The sequence below is a fragment of the Caballeronia sp. GAFFF2 genome (assembly GCF_023631485.1).
GTDB lineage: Bacteria > Pseudomonadota > Gammaproteobacteria > Burkholderiales > Burkholderiaceae > Caballeronia.
This window is the reverse complement of the sequence record NZ_JALQDA010000014.1, coordinates 292,515-310,120: the sequence shown is the minus strand read 5'-3', so window position 1 is coordinate 310,120 and position 17,606 is coordinate 292,515. Positions and strand designations below refer to the sequence as shown.

Here is a 17,606-nt window from a genome sequence, read left to right as displayed (position 1 = left end):
ATAATTCCATCGTGCCGCCAGGACTCGTGGTGCGCACGCATCCGGAACACTCTCGCACTCGTAAGGACGGCACCATGGACACATCGGCGGCGCGCCGCAATATTCTCGCGCGCATACGCAGCGCGCAGGGCAGACGCGGTGAGCCGACCGAAGCCGAGCGTGCCACCGCGAACGACTATCTGACGCGTCATCCCGAAGGTCCGCGCCCGCCGTTGCCCGACACCCGCGACGCGCTCATCGCGCGGTTCCGGCTCGAAGCCGAACGGCTCTCGACGACCGTCGCCGAAGTCGCCGCGCTCGGCGATGCTCCCGCCGAAGCCGCGCGCTACCTCCGCTCGTTGAATCTTGCCACCGATGCCGTCGCATGGCCTGCGTTGGCTGAGTTGCCGTGGACCCAGGCGGGCATTCAAGCGTCGTTACGCAAGCCGGAAGACGCGGATCTCGTCGGCATCACGGGCTGCTTTTGCGCGACGGCGGAAACCGGGTCGCTCGTGTTGCTGTCCGGCCCGGATACGCCCGCGTCCGGCGCGCTCTTGCCGCAGACGCATATCGCGGTCGTGCCGGCTTCGCGCATCGTCGCGGCGCATGAAGACGCCTTCGCACTGATTCGCGCGGAACGGGGCGAACTGCCGCGTGCGGTGAACTTCGTTTCCGGGCCGTCGCGCACCGGCGATATCGAGCAGACCATCGTGCTGGGCGCGCATGGGCCGTATCGCGTGCATGTAATCGTCGTGACCGAAGCGTGAGCGCAGTGCGGTCTCTTCTCCTCGGCTGCATGGCATTGCTCGGCGCGATGTCGAACGCGTCGGCGGCCACGGTCGATGGCGCGAGCTTGTCGGCGGCGTGGGGCGTTCCGTTCTTCGGCATGCTGCTTTCCATCGCGGTGTTTCCGCTCGTCGCGGCGAAGCTCTGGCATCACCACTTCGGCAAGATCGCGTTGCTCTGGGCGCTCGCGTTTCTCGTACCCTTCGCGGCTGCGTTCGGCGGCGGCACGGCGCTCGGCGTATTCGTTCACGCGATGCTCGAAGAGTACATACCGTTCATCGTTTTGCTGGCTTCCTTGTACACGGTCGCGGGCGGCATTTGCGTGCACGGCGATCTTCGCGGCTCGCCGCGTCTGAATGCCTCGTTGCTCGCGCTGGGAACCGTGCTGGCAAGCCTCATGGGCACGACCGGCGCGGCCATGCTGCTGATCCGCCCGCTCTTGCGCGCCAACGAAAACCGCAGGCATGTCGTGCATGTGGTCGTGTTCTTCATCTTTCTCGTGGCGAACGTGGGCGGCTCTTTGTCGCCGCTCGGCGATCCACCTTTGTTCCTCGGCTTTCTGAACGGCGTCGGTTTCTTCTGGACGACCACGCATCTCTTTCTGCCGATGCTCCTCGTCTCCATCGTTCTCCTCGCGCTCTTCTACGCGCTGGATACTTATTTCTGGCGCAAGGAAGAAAAAACGCAGCCCGGCTCGGTCGGGACGATTGCAGTTCGCATCGACGGCAGGATCAACTTTTTGCTGCTCGCGGCGGTCGTCGCATTGGTGCTGATGAGCGGCATCTGGAAGCCGGGCGTCGTGTTCGATGTGTATGGCACGCATCTGCATTTGCAGAACGTCGTGCGCGACGCGGCTCTGGTGATCGTGCTGCTCGCATCGCTCGTGCTCACGCCGAATAGCGCGCGCGAGGGCAACGCGTTCGACTGGGCGCCTATCGAAGAAGTGGCGAAGCTTTTCGCGGCCATTTTCATCACCATCGCGCCGGTCATCACGATTCTGCGCGCGGGCGAGTCGGGCGCGTTCGCGGGCATCGTGCACGCGGTGTCCGACCAAGGCAAGCCGCACGATCTCGCCTATTTCTGGGCCACGGGCATCCTGTCTTCGTTCCTCGATAACGCGCCGACGTATCTCGTGTTCTTCAATCTCGCGGGCGGCGACGCTCCCACGCTCATGACCACGGGCGCGTCCACACTCGCGGCAATCTCGGCGGGCGCGGTCTTCATGGGCGCGAACACGTATATCGGCAATGCGCCGAATTTCATGGTGAAGGCAATCGCCGAATCGCGCGGCATTCGCATGCCGGGCTTCTTCGGTTATATGGGATGGTCTGGCATCGTCCTGTTGCCGTTATTCGCCGTCTTGGGCTGGCTATTTTTCTAGGAGCAATTCGATGAAGAAGGTGCTTGTTGCGCGTCCCACTTTTCCCGATGTGGTCGAACGTCTGAAACAGTATTTCGAAGTCGATCTGAATCCGGGCGACGTGCTTGGCCAGGAGGAGTTTCGCGCGCGTCTGGCCGACAAGGACGGCGCGTTCACTGCCGGCGAAATGGTCGGCGAAACGGAACTGGCGGGCTCGCCGAACCTGAAAGTCGTCGCGAACATGGCGGTCGGCTACAACAACTTCGACATGCACGCCTTCGACGCGCACAAGGTGCTCGGCACCAACACGCCCAACGTGCTGAACGAAACCACCGCCGACTTCGGCTGGGCGCTCATGATGGCAGCGGCCCGGCGCGTGACCGAATCCGAGCACTTTCTGCGCGCGGGCAAATGGCAGAAGTGGAGTTTCGATTCGTTCCTCGGCACCGACGTGTACGGCTCGACGCTCGGCGTGATCGGCATGGGCCGGATCGGGCAAGCGCTGGCGCGCCGCGCGGTGGGCTTCGACATGCGCGTGATCTATCACAACCGTTCGCGCGTCGCGCCGGAGATCGAGTCGCAACTCAACGCGGAGTACGCGTCGAAGGAAGACTTGTTGAAGCGCGCGGATCACGTCGTGCTCGTGCTGCCCTACACCAAGGAGAACCATCACACCATCGGCGCGGCCGAACTCGCGTTGATGAAGCCGACGGCCACGCTTACCAACATCGCGCGCGGCGGAATCGTCGACGATTCCGCGTTGATCGCCGCGCTGCGCGAGAAGCGTATCGCGGCGGCGGGGATCGACGTGTTCGAAGGCGAACCCGACTTCAATCCCGATTTTCTGTTGCTCGATAACGTCGCGTTGACGCCGCATATCGCGAGCGCCACCGAGTCGACGCGCCGCGCGATGGCCAATCTCGCCGCGGACAATCTCATCGCCGGTTTGGGTGAAGGACCGCGCGCCGGCAATCCGCCGAATCCGATCAACCCGGACGTGCTGAAAAAATGATCGAACTGTTGTACGGCGCGATCGCGCTCCTGGCGATTGCGCTTCTGGTTGCGCTCGTCGTCCTGTTTGCGACGATGCGGCGCACGTCCCGCGTCGATATCGAAGAGGAATTCGTCGCGCTCACCGACCGCGTGAACGACATGGGCGAGGCGCAGGCGCGCACGCAGGAGCGGCTCGAACGCGGCTTGCGTGGCGATATCGCGGAGAGCACGCGCGTCTCGCGCATGGAATCGCAAAGCGGCTTCACGCAGTTTCATCAGACGCTCGCGACGCAGTTGGCGAGCACGTCGAGCGTGCAGAACGCGCAGTTCGACGCGCTTGCGCAGCAACTCGCGCAGCAGAGTCAGCAGGCGCGCGACGATCAGGGCAACGCGCTCAAGCGCTTCGCCGACTCCATGACTTTGCATCTCGGCCAGCTATCGGAAGCGAACGAACGGCGGCTCGGCGAAGTGCGCGCGACGCTCGAAGCGCGCCTCAAGGACATCGAGGCGAACAACTCGGCGAAGCTCGATGAAATGCGCCGCACCGTCGATGAAAAGCTGCATTCCACGCTGGAGCAGCGGCTCGGCGAATCGTTCAAGCTGGTGTCGGACCGGCTCGAACAAGTGCATCGGGGCTTGGGTGAGATGCAGACGCTCGCGGCGGGCGTCGGCGATCTGAAGAAGGTGCTGACCAACGTCAAGACGCGCGGCATTTGGGGCGAAGTGCAACTGGAGTCGTTGCTTGAACAGTTGCTCACGCCGGATCAATACGCGAAGAACGTCGCGACCGTGCCCAAGAGCAACGAACGCGTGGAGTTTGCAGTCAAATTGCCGGGCCGTCACGACACGCCGGGCGCGCCGGGCGATGCCGCGACGCCGGTGTGGCTGCCTATCGACGCCAAGTTTCCGCGCGAGGACTACGAGCGTCTCGTCGATGCGCAAGATCGAGCAGATCCCGTCGGTGTGGAAGAGGCCGCGCGTGCGCTCGAAGGACGCTTGCGCGCGGAGGCGCGTTCCATCGCGCAGAAGTACGTGTCGCCGCCGCATACGACCGACTTCGCGTTGCTGTTTCTGCCGACCGAGGGTTTGTATGCCGAAGTGTTGCGGCGTCCGGGTCTGACCGACTATCTACAGCGCGAGCATCGCGTGAGCGTGGCCGGTCCGACTACACTCACGGCGCTGCTCAACAGTCTGCAAATGGGCTTCAGGACGCTCGCTATCGAAAAGCGGTCGAGCGAGGTGTGGCAGGTGCTCGGCGCGGTGAAAACCGAGTTCAACAAGTTCGGCGATGTACTCGCGAAAACGAAGTCGCAACTCGAAACCGTCACGCGCTCGATCGAAGCGGCGCAGACGCGCACGCGTCAAATGGGCAAGCGCCTGCGCGACGTGGAAGCGCTTCCGGGTGAGGAAGCGCGCGGTCTGCTCGGGGATGACGAGGCCGCGCTGCCGCGAGATGGGGACGACGAGCTTTGACGAGCTTCAGATGGATAAGCGGCCTGCGCGTCAGCGATGCAACCGCGTCTACGAAGCCAACCGCTCAAGCGACTCACCCGTGATACGCACGATGCGCCAGTCCGGCAATACGGTTGCGCCCATCTTTTCATAGAAGTCGATGGCGTTCTGATTCCAGTCCAGCACCGACCATTCGAAGCGGCCGCACTGACGCTCGACCGCAAGTGCCGCAAGTCGCTTGAGCATCTGCGTGCCGAGGCCGCAGCCGCGCAACGTCGGGCGTATGTAGAGATCTTCCAGATACAGCCCGCGCTTGCCGAGAAACGTGGAGAAGTTATGGAAGAAGAGCGCATAGCCGACCACTTCGCCCGCCTGTTCCGCGACCAGCGCTTCGGCTGACGGACGCGCGCCGAAGAGCGCATCGCGCACGCCGTCTTCGGTCGCGATAAACAGATGCGTGAGCTTCTCGAATTCCGCGAGTTCGTACATCAGCGCGTAGATCGCGCCGATATCGGCGGGCGTGGCGGGGCGAATCGACGCGCCGCTCACGCTTCCTCCGGTGCGTCGGACAACACGATTTCTATGCCGCCGAAACGCGACGCCACCCAGTTATAAGCATGGCACGCAATCCACAACAGCACGAAGCCAAGGATTGCGTTGAGCAGCAGCGCGCTTGTGACCGTGCTCACTTCCACCGAGCCGTATCGCACGAACGCGACCACCACGCCGAGCAGCACGATCGGCACGCTGAAAGTCAGATACACGAGGATCAGGGCCTTGGCCGTCTGTCCGGGTGCAATGGATGAGATCTGCTTTTTCATGGACTAAAAACCCGTCTATCGATAAAAAATGGTGGTGATCGCGTCGCCCTGCTTTTTGGCGCGCTCAAACGAGGCCGTCGAACGGCACGATATCCACGGGATCGCCCGTTTCGAGATTGCCGCGATCGTGTTCGAGCACGATGAAGCAATTGGCCCGGCTCATGGAACTCAGCACGCCTGAACCTTGCGGCCCGGTGGTCACGACGCTCCATTGTCCGTCGGCGCGGCGGCTTGCAATGCCGCGCTGAAATTCCGTGCGGCCCGCGCGCTTTTTGATCGGCTCGGCGCAGGTCGCGCGAATCTCGATGAGCGGCTGGCGTGCGGCGCCCGACATGGCCAGCAAGGCTTCACGGACGATGAAGTAGAACGTGGCCATCACGGCAACGGGGTTCCCCGGCAAGCCGAAGAAGAGCGCCGATTCGCCCGTGCCCGCGCGCGGTCCCGACCACAAGCGGCCGAATGCGAGCGGGCGGCCGGGACGCATGGCGATCTTCCAGAACGCGACGTCGCCGAGCGAGTTCATCAGTTCGCGCGTGAAATCGGCGTCGCCAACGGAGACGCCCCCCGAGCTGATGACGACATCCGCTGCTTGCGCCGCTTCGCGCAACGCCTTCTCCAACGATGCCCGGTCGTCGCGCACGATGCCCAGATCGACCGTCTCGACATCGAGGCGGCGCAGCATCGCGAAAAGGGTGTAGCGGTTGCTGTCGTAAAGGCTGCCGGGCGCAAGCGGTTCGCCGACGGAGCGCAACTCGTCGCCCGTGGAAAAGAACGCGACGACGAGACGCTTCCGCACCGCGACTTCGGCGATTCCGAGCGACGCAAGCAAGCCGAGGTCGGACGCCCGCACGATACGGCCTGCTTGCAAAGCGGCCTTGCCGCGAGCCAAGTCTTCGCCGGCGAGCCGCCGGTTCTGGCCTTCGCTTACGACGGTTGATGGGAAGCGAATGACGTCGTCAGCGCGCGTGACGAGTTCTTGCGGCACGACGGTGTCGCAGCCTGGCGGAATCAGCGCGCCCGTCATGATGCGCACGCATTGAGCCGAGTTGGGTTCGGCGCTGAAGGGACGTCCGGCGAGCGCGATACCCGCGACGTTCAGCTCGACGGCATCGCGCACGGCATAGAGCGCGGCGCTCTTGAACGCGTAGCCGTCCATTGCGGAGTTGTCGAATGCCGGGACATCGATGGGCGAGATCACGTCTTCGGCGAGCACGCGGCCGAGCGCTTCATAAAGACTTACGCGTTCGACACGCCCGGCATTTCCACGCGGCATGGCCCACTGACGAACGATTTCCTGCGCGGCCGCAACCGGCAGCGCGTTCGGATCGTAGTAAGTGACGCAAGCGGAGAAGGGCCTGGACGTGGTCATGAATCGGAATGGTCGCGACCGAAGTCGGGAAGGACAGCGATGCTGGAACCGGCTGAACCTGAACGAATGCGCGTGGCTAACGACGCGCCAGTTCAGCTAGCTGATGCAAATCATTGATATTGTAAAACGCGCGATCATCGTGAAATGGCACTTGCACCGCCTTGTGGCGCGCGTACCACGCACGGACCTTGCGTTCGCCGGCGGCAAGCCAGGCGTCGAGATCGTCGGCGAGCGAGGTTCGAATCAGCGCGAATACCGGATGTGCGATGCGCGTTTCGTCCGTATCGACGGTCGCCGCATAAGCGATGTCCGCGCCATGTTCGTCGAGCGCGCGTCGCAACGTGGTGCCGAGTTGCGGATCGACGAAAGGCGCGTCGCAAGGCGCGGTCAGCACGAACTCGGTGTGCGCCGCGCGCAATGCAGTGGCGATGCCGGCAAGCGGGCCGGGATAATCGGCGAGCGAATCGGCGATGACGCGTGCATCGAAACGCGTAGCGAGTCGAGCGTAGTCGTCGCCCGAACGATTCGCGCTGATGAGCATGGCGTCCGTCTGCGGCGCGAGGCGGCGCAGCACATGCAACGCGAGCGGTTCGTCGCGCAGGAGCTGTAGTCCCTTGTCGACGCCGCCCATGCGCGAGCCGCGTCCGCCCGCGAGCACGAGTCCGGTGGTCTGATTTTCCGGGGCCACGGGCATCAACCGCCGATGTACGACATCTCGACGCGCGGCGCTTCACGGCGCGCGTTTCCCGCCGCGCTGCCGCGCAATTGCGAATAGCGATCGCCGCGCGCGTGCCAGATGTGCGCAACGGCGTTGGCGACGTCGGCATCGCTCGCGCCGCCGCGAATGAGCGCGCGCAGATCGTGGCCGGACGTGGCGAAAAGGCAGAGGTACAGCTTGCCTTCGGTCGAGAGCCGCGCGCGCGTGCAAGTGCCGCAGAACGCGCGCGTGACGCTCGAAATCACGCCGATCTCTCCGCTGCCGTCGAGATAGCCCCAGCGTTGCGCGGTTTCGGCGGCCGTATGCGCTTCGAGCGGCGCGAGCGCAAAATGCTCGGCGATCCGCTCGACAACTTGCGCGGACGGCAACACCTCGCTCATGTTCCAGCCGTTCGACGCACCGACATCCATGTATTCGATGAAGCGCAGCACCACGCCGCTGCCTTTGAAGTGACGCGCCATCGGCACGACTTCCTGATCGTTCGTGCCGCGCTTGACGACCATGTTGACCTTGATCGGCAAAAGGCCCGCCGACTGCGCGGCTTCGATGCCGTCGAGCACGTCGGCCACGGCGAAATCGGCGTCGTTCATGCGGCGAAAGAGCGTGTCGTCGAGCGCATCCAGACTGACCGTGACGCGCGACAGCCCCGCATCCTTGAGCGAACGTGCCTTGCGCGCGAGCAGCGATCCGTTGGTGGTCAGCGTGAGATCGAGCGGACGGCCTTCGGGCGTGCGCAGAAGCGCGAGTCGTTCGATCAGAAATTCGATGTTCTTGCGCAGTAGCGGCTCACCGCCCGTCAAACGGATTTTTTCGACGCCGTGGGCCACGAAGACGCGCGCCAGCCGCTCGATTTCCTCGAACGAGAGCAGGGCGGAATGCGGCAGAAACGGGTAGTCCTTGTCGAACACGTCGCGCGGCATGCAGTAGACGCAGCGGAAGTTGCAGCGATCCGTGACCGAGATGCGCAGATCGCGCAGCGGACGCGCGAGCGTGTCCGTCAGCAACCCGGATGGCAATGCCACCGCGCCGGAAAAATCCGGAATGGCGCTGACATCGGCTAAGGGGATGATGCGTCGGGACATGGCGGCGGTCTTGCTCGGCTCGGAAGCTTGTTCGAATAGTAGAAGCACGTAGTCATTTTAGCGGAACGCGGCGAACCAGTCGTCTTACCCTTTGGTACAGGCTTTCCATACCTAGGCGTCAAAAAAAAACGCCATCGACGTTAGCCGATGGCGTTTTTCCTGCGCAACCGGGCGTTCCATGGAACGCCTGGCGGCGGCACTACGCTTACTGCGCGTCTTTGCCGGTTTCCACTTGCTGCATCGGCGCGGCGCTCACAGGCGGCAGCGGCTTGCGCTCGCGCGGCACGCGTGCCGGCGCGGCTTCGCGCTCGGCTGCGGCGTTGGCGTCGCGCAGCTTGCTGGCGTCCGTGTTGACCCAGACGAGGCCGGCGGATTCGAGCATCGGTTGCAACGCTTCCGTCGATACCGGCGTCGCGGCCGGTGCAGCCGCGGGCGCGGCGGCTTTCACCGGCTCCGCTTCCACTGCGACGGGCTGCGAAGCCACTGCCGTTTCGATCACGCTTTCAGTCGTCACCGTTTCCACGGCCTGGACCTGCACGGGCGGAACCGAAGTCGCCTCAGGCGTCGCTGCAACCGCGGCGACCTTGACGGGTTCGGCGGGTTCGGCCCGTACCGGCGCGGCTTCGGCGGACGGCGTTTCCGCGATTGCCTCAGCCGGAGCTTCGAACGGCTTGGCCGTTTCCACTGGCTTCGCGGTTTCGACAGGCGCGGCCACTTCGACAGGCTTCGCTTCTTCCACGGCCGCGGGAGCAGCAGGCGTGGCAGGCGCGAAAGGATCGGCAGGCTTCGTTTCCGCGAGTTTCGGCGTCGGGCCGAACGGGTTATCGACCGCGAGCGACGCGTCCGGCTTCGCGAAAAACTCCGGCGCCGGTTCGGGCGTCGTCGCCTTCAACTGCGCGTTCGCTTCGATAGCCTCTGTCTGCGACGGCTGCTCGACGCGCACAGGCGCTTGCACCGGTGCAGCGACGGCTTGCTCGGGCGCCTTTTCCACGCTGCGTTCGGCGACAGGCTGCGGCGCGGCGACGGCCGGACGCGGTTCGCGACGCGCGGCGGCTTCTTGCGCGGCTTCCGCGTCGAACACGCCAGCTTGCGCCGACATGCTTTCGGCTGCGCCTTCCGCTTCGGCGACATCGGCGGCGTGATTCACCGTCGTGCCGTCATCTTCACGTTCGCGACGACCGCCACGACGACCGCGACGGCGGCGACGACGCTCTTCGCCATCACGCGCGGCTTGTTCCGCCGACACCGCGTCGAGACCGTTTTGCTGCGCGAAGTCGTCGTCGGTTTGCGCCGTTTCGACGATTTCCGACGGCACCGCTTCGCTTGGCGTCAGTGCTTCGACGGCGGTTTCGGCCTGCGGCTTGCGACGCTCGCCACGTTCCGGACGCTCGGTGCGTTCCGCACGATCGCCACGTTCACCACGCTCGCCGCGATCCGCACGCTCGCGTCGTTCCGGACGCTCCGCAGCCTCGGCGCGCGGTGCGCGTTCGGCGTTTCGGTCCTGATTGCGTTCGCGCGGCTCACGTGCCTCACGCGGCTCGCGCGCCTCGCGGGGTTCGCGTCCTTCACGTCCTTCGCGTGCTTCACGCGGCTCGCGAACTTCGCGCAATTCACGGCCTTCGCGACCCGGACGCGCCTCGCGGTCTTCACGGCGTGCGCCTTGACGGCCCGTGCCATTGCCGCCGCCAACCGCGCCATTCACGCCGTTTGCGCCGGCAGCGGCGCCCACGGCCGCGCCATCGCGATTCGCACCGCCACGGCGATTACGGTTGCGATCGCCGCCGCCCGTGCGTTCGCCGCGCTCCGGGCGCTCGCGTGGCGCGCGCGTGGCGGGTTGCGCTTCGACCGGCGCGGGCGCCGGTTTGACTTCAGGCTGAATGCCGAACAGGTTTTTGATCCACGCGATGAACCCGCCGCTCGCCGGCTCCGGCGTCGCTGCAACGGGCGCGGCCTCGACCGGCGCCGGTTTGACCGGCGCGCTCGGCGCGGGCTTCTCGGGCGTGATGCCCTTGACCGCCGCTTCCTGCTTCGGCTTTACTTCCTCGGTGCGTTTGCTGTAGCCGGTTTCCGATTCCATCTCGGTTGCCGCTTCCACTGCCATCTTCCACGAGGCGCGCGGTTCGTCGAGACGGGCATCGTCGTGACGCAGACGCTCCAGCTTGTAATGCGGTGTCTCCAGATGCTTGTTCGGGATCAGAACGACGTTGACCTTGAAGCGCGACTCGATCTTGTTGATTTCCGAGCGCTTTTCGTTCAACAGGAAAGCGGTCACTTCGACCGGCACCTGGCAATGAATCGCCGCGGTGTTTTCCTTCATTGCCTCTTCCTGAATGATCCGCAGCACTTGCAGCGCGGACGACTCGGTATCGCGGATATGGCCCGTGCCGTTACAACGCGGGCAGGTGACGTGGCTGCCTTCGGAGAGTGCCGGACGCAGCCGCTGACGCGACAGTTCCATCAACCCGAAGCGCGAAATCTTGCCCATTTGTACGCGCGCACGGTCGTGCTTGAGCGCGTCTTTCAGGCGCTGTTCGACCTCGCGCTGGCTCTTTGCCGACTCCATGTCGATAAAGTCGATCACGATCAGCCCGCCCAGATCGCGCAGACGCAACTGGCGCGCGACTTCGTCGGCGGCTTCCAGATTGGTGCGTGTGGCGGTTTCCTCGATGTCGGCGCCCTTGGTCGCGCGCGCCGAGTTCACGTCGATGGCGACGAGCGCCTCGGTGTGATCGATCACGATCGCGCCGCCCGAAGGCAGCGGCACCGTGCGCGAGTACGCGGTTTCAATCTGATGCTCGATCTGGAAACGCGAGAACAGCGGCACGTCGTCGTGATAGCGCTTCACCTTTTGCAGGTTGTCGGGCATCACGATGTCCATGAAGGCGCGCGCCTGATCATGGATTTCGGTCGTGTCGATGAGGATTTCGCCGATATCCGGCTGGAAATAGTCGCGAATCGCGCGAATGACGAGGCTCGATTCGAGATAAATCAGCATGGGCTGGCCGGCGACACCGCTCTGCGACGCGGCTTCGATCGCGCGCCACAGTTGCATCAGGTAATTCAGGTCCCACTGGAGTTCTTCGGCCGAGCGTCCGATCCCCGCTGTGCGCGCGATGATGCTCATGCCTTCCGGCAGTTCGAGCTGCGCCATGGTTTCGCGCAGTTCTTGCCGCTCGTCGCCTTCGATCCGGCGCGACACGCCGCCGCCGCGCGGGTTGTTCGGCATCAGGACGAGATAGCGTCCGGCGAGCGAAATGAACGTGGTCAGCGCCGCGCCCTTGTTGCCGCGCTCTTCCTTTTCGACCTGAACGATCAGTTCCTGGCCTTCGCGCAGCGCGTCCTGAATGCGCGCGGAGCGCATCTCGATGCCGTCGCGAAAATATTGGCGGGCGACTTCCTTGAACGGCAGAAAACCGTGGCGGTCCTCGCCGTAGTTGACGAAACAGGCTTCGAGCGACGGCTCGATGCGGGTGACGACTCCCTTGTAGATGTTGCCTTTGCGCTGTTCGCGCCCGGCGGTTTCGATGTCGATATCGATGAGCTTCTGCCCATCGACGATGGCGACGCGGAGTTCTTCCTGCTGCGTCGCATTAAACAGCATGCGTTTCATTGAACGGCTCCAGAGCGGCTCTGCCGTCCCTCATCTTGCGAATCGGCGCGGAGTTCGAACCCGTGGTCGAACATCGGCGGGCGAAGCGGGAGGGCGAGCGTGCCGCGCTTTTTGTGTGTTGTCACAAAGCACGCTGGAGCGGGACTTCTGGCGGGAGAATTGCCGAAAGCGGGCACGGGCGCATGAGCGGGCCGGGCCGTGGGGCACCTTGCGACAACTGGGAGGCGCGCCGATACGGTGCGCTGCGCGGTAAAACGCGTCGAGGAAAAACGGCGGCGCCGGGGGTTTCGCGTCTCAAATTAGACGCGCCAAACCCGCTGCGCTCTTCGAACAGAGCCTTCTCCTCCGACGGCGGCAATGCAGGAGGGCGGCCTCGCGTAATTCGCGCGATGCTTCTTCGCCGACCTCGACCCTTGCCTGACCGCGCTGGCACGGCCGCAGACCCGAAAGCTCCGCTGGCGTGCCGCATGTCTCGCCTCACTGCGACGTTTTTTAACTGCTATCGCGCTTCGCCGGAATCAGCGCAGCCGCGATGTCGTCGCGAGTTGTTCGCAATCGGCGAGCTTCGATTTGCCGTTCGTCCCGTTGCTCGATGGCAGGGGAAAATCTGGGCGGGCGACCGGCTTCAACGACCGGGCGCCATCACTTCTCGCCGATAAAAATTCTTTTTGACCAAAAATCCGTTACCGATCGACGATCACTCGACCGAACGCGCCTGTGGGCCCCGTCCCTGCCGGTGATATCGCCGTGCGTGCAACTTGTTGCTCGATTTTCCGGGCGAGCAACCGGCCCTGGGCGCAAGTAAAATGATGGTTTATTGCTTGCACCTGTACAGTCTGATAGTTCGCAGCCACGGTTTTCGTGTCACGCTGTTTTTCAGACTGCTCGCAAATTATATTCAGAATGAATGAGTTAGGCAAAACATCCCATAAACAGGTCGCAAGCGAGCAGGTGTCGATGATCGAAATCGACGAAACCGCCGCCGGTCAGCGCATCGACAATTTTCTGTTGCGCGTCTGCAAGGGCGTGCCCAAAAGCCATATTTACCGAATTCTGCGCAGCGGCGAAGTGCGCGTGAACAAAGGCCGGATCGATTCCGCGTACCGGCTCGAAATCGGCGATCTCGTGCGCGTGCCGCCCATTCGTGTCGCGCAGCCGGATGAAAAACCGCTGTCGTCGAACGCGCCGGCCGCTGAATTCCCCATCATTTTCGAGGACGACCATTTGATCGTCATCGACAAACCGTCAGGCGTCGCGGTACACGGCGGAAGCGGCGTGGCGTTCGGCGTCATCGAACAATTGCGCAACGCGCGCCCGCACGCGAAATTTCTCGAACTCGTGCATCGGCTGGATCGCGAGACGTCCGGCGTGCTCATGCTTGCCAAAAAGCGCGCGGCGCTCGTCAATCTGCACGAGCAGATTCGTGAGAATCGCATCGACAAACGTTACTACGCGCTCGGACATGGCGACTGGCCAAGCGACTGGGGACGGCGGCGTATCGTCAAGGAGCCGCTGCACAAGTACGTGGCGGCGGACGGCGAGCGGCGCGTGCGGATTCAGGAGAACGGTCTGCCGTCGCATACGGTTTTCAATCTGATCGAGCGCTGGGACGACTACGCCTGGGTCGAGGCCGAACTTAAAACCGGCCGCACGCACCAGATTCGCGTGCATATGGCGAGTCTCGGCCTGCCTATTGCGGGCGATGCCAAATACGGCGATTTCGCGCTCAACAAGGAGCTCGCGCGTCCGAACGCGAAACCGTCGCTCAAACGCATGTTTTTGCACGCTTATCGACTGAAAATCACGCATCCGGCGACCGGCGAGCCGCTGCAGCTCGAAGCGCCGCTGCCGGCGGAATGCCGGCGCTGCATCGACCAGCTCAAGCTCTTAAACCAAGATCAACAGTGAGACACGTTACATGGCGCGGCAGCAATTCGATTTGATCGTCTTCGACTGGGACGGCACCTTGATGGATTCGACCGCGCACATCACGCGCAGCATTCAGGCGGCATGCCGCGATCTGGGGCTGCCAGTTCCGGCCGATGAATCCGCGAGCTACGTGATCGGCCTCGGCCTCAGGGACGCGCTGCAGATTTGCGCGCCCACGCTCGATCCTTCCGACTATCCGCGTCTGGCCGAGCGTTATCGCTATCACTTTTTGACGACCGGCCAGACGACCGAACTTTTCACTGGCGTGCGCGAGTTGCTTCGGGAACTGCGCGAAGAGGGCTATTTTCTCGCGGTGGCGACGGGCAAGAGCCGTGTCGGACTGAACCGCGCGCTCGACGAGTCGCGCCTCACGAGCCATTTCGACGCCACGCGCTGCGCCGACGAAACCTTTTCGAAGCCGCATCCGGCCATGCTCCACGAACTCACGCGCGAACTCGGCCAGGATTTGTCGCGCACGGTGATGATCGGCGACACCACGCACGACCTACAGATGGCGATCAACGCGGGCGCGGCGGGCATCGGCGTGGGATACGGCGCGCATCCGGCAGATTCGCTGACGAAGCTGGAACCGAAGTTCTGCGCGGATAGCATCGCGTCTCTGGCGGGCTGGCTGCGGGAGCACGCATGAGCGAGCCGACGCAAGCCGCGAACGCCGTGCGCGTGTGCGCCGCCGATGAACTCGTCGACGGCGGCGCGGGCCGGCGCCTGAACGCGGCGGACGCGAGCGGCGAAGCGGTGGTGTTCTTCGTGCGCTACGACGGCAAACCTTTCGGCTACCTCAACCGCTGCGCGCATGTCCCGATGGAACTGGACTGGGTCGAAGGCCAGTTCTTCGAAAGCTCGGGCCTATACTTGATGTGCGCGACGCACGGCGCGGTCTACGAGCCCGACACGGGCAAGTGCGTCGGCGGTCCGTGCCGCGGCGCGCGTCTGCGCGCACTCGCCGTCGAGGAACGCGACACGCCCGAAGGCCGCGCGGTCTTCTGGCTGCCCGACGACACGCTGCGCCCGGCCTGAATCCCCATTTTTCCTTGAGCTGGTTTGACGACCAGAAGGCAAACGCATGTCCGACAACTTTCCTCAAAACCCGCGCGGTAACGATCGCGGCAATGACAATTGGGAGCGCGAGGCGCTCGAACGCATCGCGCTGGCATCCGTTCGCGAGCAGCGTGCGGCGCGGCGCTGGCGCATTTTCTTTCGCTTCGTATTTCTCGCGGTGATTGCCGTGATCGCCTGGCGCGTGTTCGATCTGACCGGCGACCACGTCGCCAAGAGTACGCGCCATACCGCGCTCATCGACTTGCAGGGCGAGATTTCGAGTAATGGCGATGCCAGCGCCGACAACATCGGCGGCGCGCTCGAAAGCGCGTTCGAGGACGACGGCACGGCGGGCGTGATTTTGCGCATCAACAGTCCGGGCGGCTCGCCGGTGCAGGCGGGCATCATCTATCGCGAAATCAAGCGTTTGCGGGCGAAGTATCCGAAGACGCCGCTTTACGTCGTCGTCGATGACATGTGCGCGTCGGGCGGCTATTACGTCGCGGCGGCGGCGGACAAGATCTACGTGGACAAGGCGAGCATCGTCGGCTCGATTGGCGTGCTGATGGACGGTTTCGGCTTCACCGGGCTGATGGACAAGCTCGGCATCCAGCGCCGCATGCATACGGCGGGCGCGAACAAGGGTTCGTTCGATCCGTTTTCGCCCGAGACGCCGCAGATGACCGCGCACGCCCAGGACATGCTCGATCAGATCCACGCGCAGTTCATCGACGCGGTGAAACAGGGGCGCGGCACGCGTCTGAAGGACGATCCTGACTTGTTTTCGGGAGAGTTCTGGACAGGCGAGAAGAGCGTCCAGCTTGGACTCGCGGATGGTTTCGGCGACGCCAGCTACGTCGCGCGCGAGATCATCAAGCAGCCGGATATCGTCGATTACACGCAGAAGGAAAGCATCGGCGAGAAGGTGGTGAAGCGCTTTGGCGCTTCTGTCGGCGATGCGGCGGTGCGGGCATTGACGCTTGGCGGGAAGGTGCAGGTGCGGTGAGGGCGTGAGGGCGAGCGGCGCACAAACCCACGCCTGACCGCACCGACCTCAAGCCCCCAGCAACAGAAAAATCGCCGGCCGTTTGTGCAATTCCGGCGCGGCTTGCTTCTTCCAGTCCGCTGCCGTGCGCGTCACGATGGTTTCGCCGGGCAGCGTCAAATCCACCGCGACGCAGATCAGCGTCGACGGCGCGCAGGTCGCGATGAGCGTGTCCAGCATCGCCCGATTGCGATACGGTGTTTCGATGAAAATCTGCGTCTGGTTCGCCTTGCGCGACAGTTGTTCCAGCTCGCGCAGGCGCTTGCCGCGCTCGGCGGCCTCCACGGGAAGATAGCCGTTGAACGCGAAGCTCTGGCCGTTCATGCCCGACGCCATGAGCGCGAGCAGAATTGAACTCGGTCCGACGAACGGCACGACCTTCACGCCTCGCTGATGCGCGCGCCGCACGAGCAGCGCGCCCGGATCGGCGACGGCGGGGCAGCCGGCTTCCGAGACGAGTCCCGCGTCGGCGCCGGCGAGAATCGGCGCGAGCAGTTTGTCGATTTCGCCGGGCGGCGTATTGACGTTCAGCTCCCGAACCTCGATTTCCTGAATCGGCCGCGTCGTGCCTACTTTCTTGAGGAATGCGCGCGTCGTCTTGGCGTTCTCGCCGATGTAATAACCTAGCGCGGCTGCCTGCGCGCGCACCGGCTCGGGCAGCACTTGCGCGAGTGCTTCGGCATCGCCTTCGCCAAGCGTATTGGGGATCAGATAAAGGACGCCGCTCATGCTGCCGCTCCGAGAAGGGGAAAAGCGGCCGCACGCAACATCTTGCTCAGCGCGATGAGCGGCAGGCCGATGAGCGCGGTGGGATCGTCGGAGTCGATCGCATCGAGCAATGCAATGCCGAGCCCTTCGGACTTGGCGCTGCCCGCGCAGTCGTAGGGCGTTTCGGCGCGAAGGTAGGCTTCGATTTCGGCGTCCGTGTAATCGCGAAACTGCACGCGGGTGACGATATCGGCCGATTGCACGTTTTCCGTGGCGCTGTCGAACACGCACAGCGCGCTGTGGAAGTCGACGCTGCGGCCGCGCATCGCGCGCAGTTGCGCGACGGCGTTGTCGTGCGTGCCGGGCTTGCCGATCTGACGTCCGTCGAAGGTCGCGACCTGATCGGAGCCGATCACGAGCGCGCCCGGCGCCTCGACGGCCGCCGCGCGCGCCTTGGCAATGGAAAGACGCACGGCCGTTGCCTCGGGCGATTCGCCGGCAAGCGGCGTTTCATCGACACCGGACACGATGACATCGAAAGGTATGCGCAAACGCGCCAATAACTCGCGCCGATATGGCGAACCCGACGCCAGAACCAGGCGTCGCGTGGGCGAAGACGAAGCAAAAACGTCGGACATAAACGGAAATCAGCAAAAATGGGTGAAAAACGACGGGTTGCGAACGAGTCCTTAAGT

Annotated in this window: 16 protein-coding genes; 8 read left to right on the top strand and 8 right to left on the bottom strand. The window is 64.0% G+C overall.

Annotated features, from left to right (window positions below; all coding sequences use genetic code 11):
• Nucleotides 1-74: 74 nt before the first annotated feature.
• Genes NCT04_RS10450 through NCT04_RS10435 form a run of 4 tightly spaced genes read left to right on the top strand, consistent with a single transcriptional unit; the run spans nt 75 to nt 4,591 of the window.
• The gene (locus NCT04_RS10450) at nt 75-746 is read left to right on the top strand and encodes a LutC/YkgG family protein (protein ID WP_250465279.1); all 672 of its coding nucleotides are present in this window, start codon (nt 75-77) and stop codon (nt 744-746) included.
• A gap of 29 nt (nt 747-775) precedes the next feature.
• Nucleotides 776-2,146, top strand: a complete 1,371-nt coding sequence (locus tag NCT04_RS10445) for a sodium:proton antiporter (RefSeq protein WP_250465309.1) — start codon at nt 776-778, stop codon at nt 2,144-2,146.
• Nucleotides 2,147-2,156: 10 nt separating this feature from the next.
• Nucleotides 2,157-3,137: a 2-hydroxyacid dehydrogenase gene (locus NCT04_RS10440; RefSeq protein WP_244825841.1), complete on the top strand. Its 981-nt coding sequence runs from the start codon at nt 2,157-2,159 to the stop codon at nt 3,135-3,137.
• The gene (locus tag NCT04_RS10435; RefSeq protein ID WP_250465278.1) at nt 3,134-4,591 is read left to right on the top strand and encodes a DNA recombination protein RmuC; all 1,458 of its coding nucleotides are present in this window, start codon (nt 3,134-3,136) and stop codon (nt 4,589-4,591) included. The genes NCT04_RS10440 and NCT04_RS10435 overlap by 4 nt, the downstream gene beginning before the upstream one ends.
• Before the next feature lie 48 nt (nt 4,592-4,639).
• Here NCT04_RS10435 and NCT04_RS10430 read toward each other — a convergent pair whose 3' ends face one another.
• The 6 genes from NCT04_RS10430 to NCT04_RS10405 all read right to left on the bottom strand — a co-directional run bounded on the left by NCT04_RS10430 (nt 4,640) and on the right by NCT04_RS10405 (nt 12,170).
• Nucleotides 4,640-5,119, bottom strand: a complete 480-nt coding sequence (locus tag NCT04_RS10430) for a GNAT family N-acetyltransferase (protein WP_350030006.1) — start codon at nt 5,117-5,119, stop codon at nt 4,640-4,642.
• Nucleotides 5,116-5,391 carry a hypothetical protein gene (locus NCT04_RS10425; protein ID WP_049655276.1) on the bottom strand — a complete coding sequence of 92 codons (276 nt, stop codon included), beginning with the start codon at nt 5,389-5,391 and terminating at the stop codon, nt 5,116-5,118. Before NCT04_RS10425 ends, NCT04_RS10430 begins: the two co-directional genes overlap by 4 nt.
• A gap of 64 nt (nt 5,392-5,455) precedes the next feature.
• A complete protein-coding gene (gene moeA / locus NCT04_RS10420) occupies nt 5,456-6,760 on the bottom strand; it encodes a molybdopterin molybdotransferase MoeA (protein WP_250465277.1) in 1,305 nt (434 codons plus the stop codon).
• 76 nt (nt 6,761-6,836) lie between these two features.
• Nucleotides 6,837-7,454 (bottom strand): molybdenum cofactor guanylyltransferase MobA, encoded by a 618-nt coding sequence (gene mobA, locus NCT04_RS10415; protein ID WP_250465276.1) that lies wholly within the window; start codon nt 7,452-7,454, stop codon nt 6,837-6,839.
• A complete protein-coding gene (gene moaA / locus NCT04_RS10410) occupies nt 7,454-8,560 on the bottom strand; it encodes a GTP 3',8-cyclase MoaA (RefSeq protein ID WP_250465275.1) in 1,107 nt (368 codons plus the stop codon). Before moaA ends, mobA begins: the two co-directional genes overlap by 1 nt.
• 205 nt (nt 8,561-8,765) lie before the next feature.
• Nucleotides 8,766-12,170 (bottom strand): Rne/Rng family ribonuclease, encoded by a 3,405-nt coding sequence (locus tag NCT04_RS10405; RefSeq protein ID WP_250465274.1) that lies wholly within the window; start codon nt 12,168-12,170, stop codon nt 8,766-8,768.
• 903 nt (nt 12,171-13,073) lie between these two features.
• On the opposite strand from NCT04_RS10405, the gene NCT04_RS10400 reads away from it, so the two are divergent.
• From NCT04_RS10400 to NCT04_RS10385, 4 genes are read left to right on the top strand one after another with little or no spacing between them, the layout of a single operon-like run.
• Nucleotides 13,074-14,078 (top strand): RluA family pseudouridine synthase, encoded by a 1,005-nt coding sequence (locus NCT04_RS10400; protein ID WP_250465273.1) that lies wholly within the window; start codon nt 13,074-13,076, stop codon nt 14,076-14,078.
• Nucleotides 14,079-14,088: 10 nt separating this feature from the next.
• The gene (locus NCT04_RS10395; protein WP_250465272.1) at nt 14,089-14,748 is read left to right on the top strand and encodes an HAD-IA family hydrolase; all 660 of its coding nucleotides are present in this window, start codon (nt 14,089-14,091) and stop codon (nt 14,746-14,748) included.
• Nucleotides 14,745-15,137: a Rieske (2Fe-2S) protein gene (locus tag NCT04_RS10390; RefSeq protein WP_250465271.1), complete on the top strand. Its 393-nt coding sequence runs from the start codon at nt 14,745-14,747 to the stop codon at nt 15,135-15,137. The genes NCT04_RS10395 and NCT04_RS10390 overlap by 4 nt, the downstream gene beginning before the upstream one ends.
• A gap of 46 nt (nt 15,138-15,183) precedes the next feature.
• Nucleotides 15,184-16,164 (top strand): S49 family peptidase, encoded by a 981-nt coding sequence (locus tag NCT04_RS10385; protein WP_244825826.1) that lies wholly within the window; start codon nt 15,184-15,186, stop codon nt 16,162-16,164.
• A 48-nt stretch (nt 16,165-16,212) separates the two neighbouring features.
• On the opposite strand, the gene NCT04_RS10380 is transcribed toward NCT04_RS10385, so the two are convergent.
• Together NCT04_RS10380 and NCT04_RS10375 are read right to left on the bottom strand one after the other, a co-directional pair.
• A complete protein-coding gene (locus NCT04_RS10380) occupies nt 16,213-16,932 on the bottom strand; it encodes an SAM-dependent methyltransferase (protein WP_250465270.1) in 720 nt (239 codons plus the stop codon).
• Nucleotides 16,929-17,549 carry a Maf-like protein gene (locus NCT04_RS10375; protein ID WP_250465269.1) on the bottom strand — a complete coding sequence of 207 codons (621 nt, stop codon included), beginning with the start codon at nt 17,547-17,549 and terminating at the stop codon, nt 16,929-16,931. The genes NCT04_RS10380 and NCT04_RS10375 overlap by 4 nt, the downstream gene beginning before the upstream one ends.
• Between the last annotated feature and the right edge of the window lie 57 nt (nt 17,550-17,606).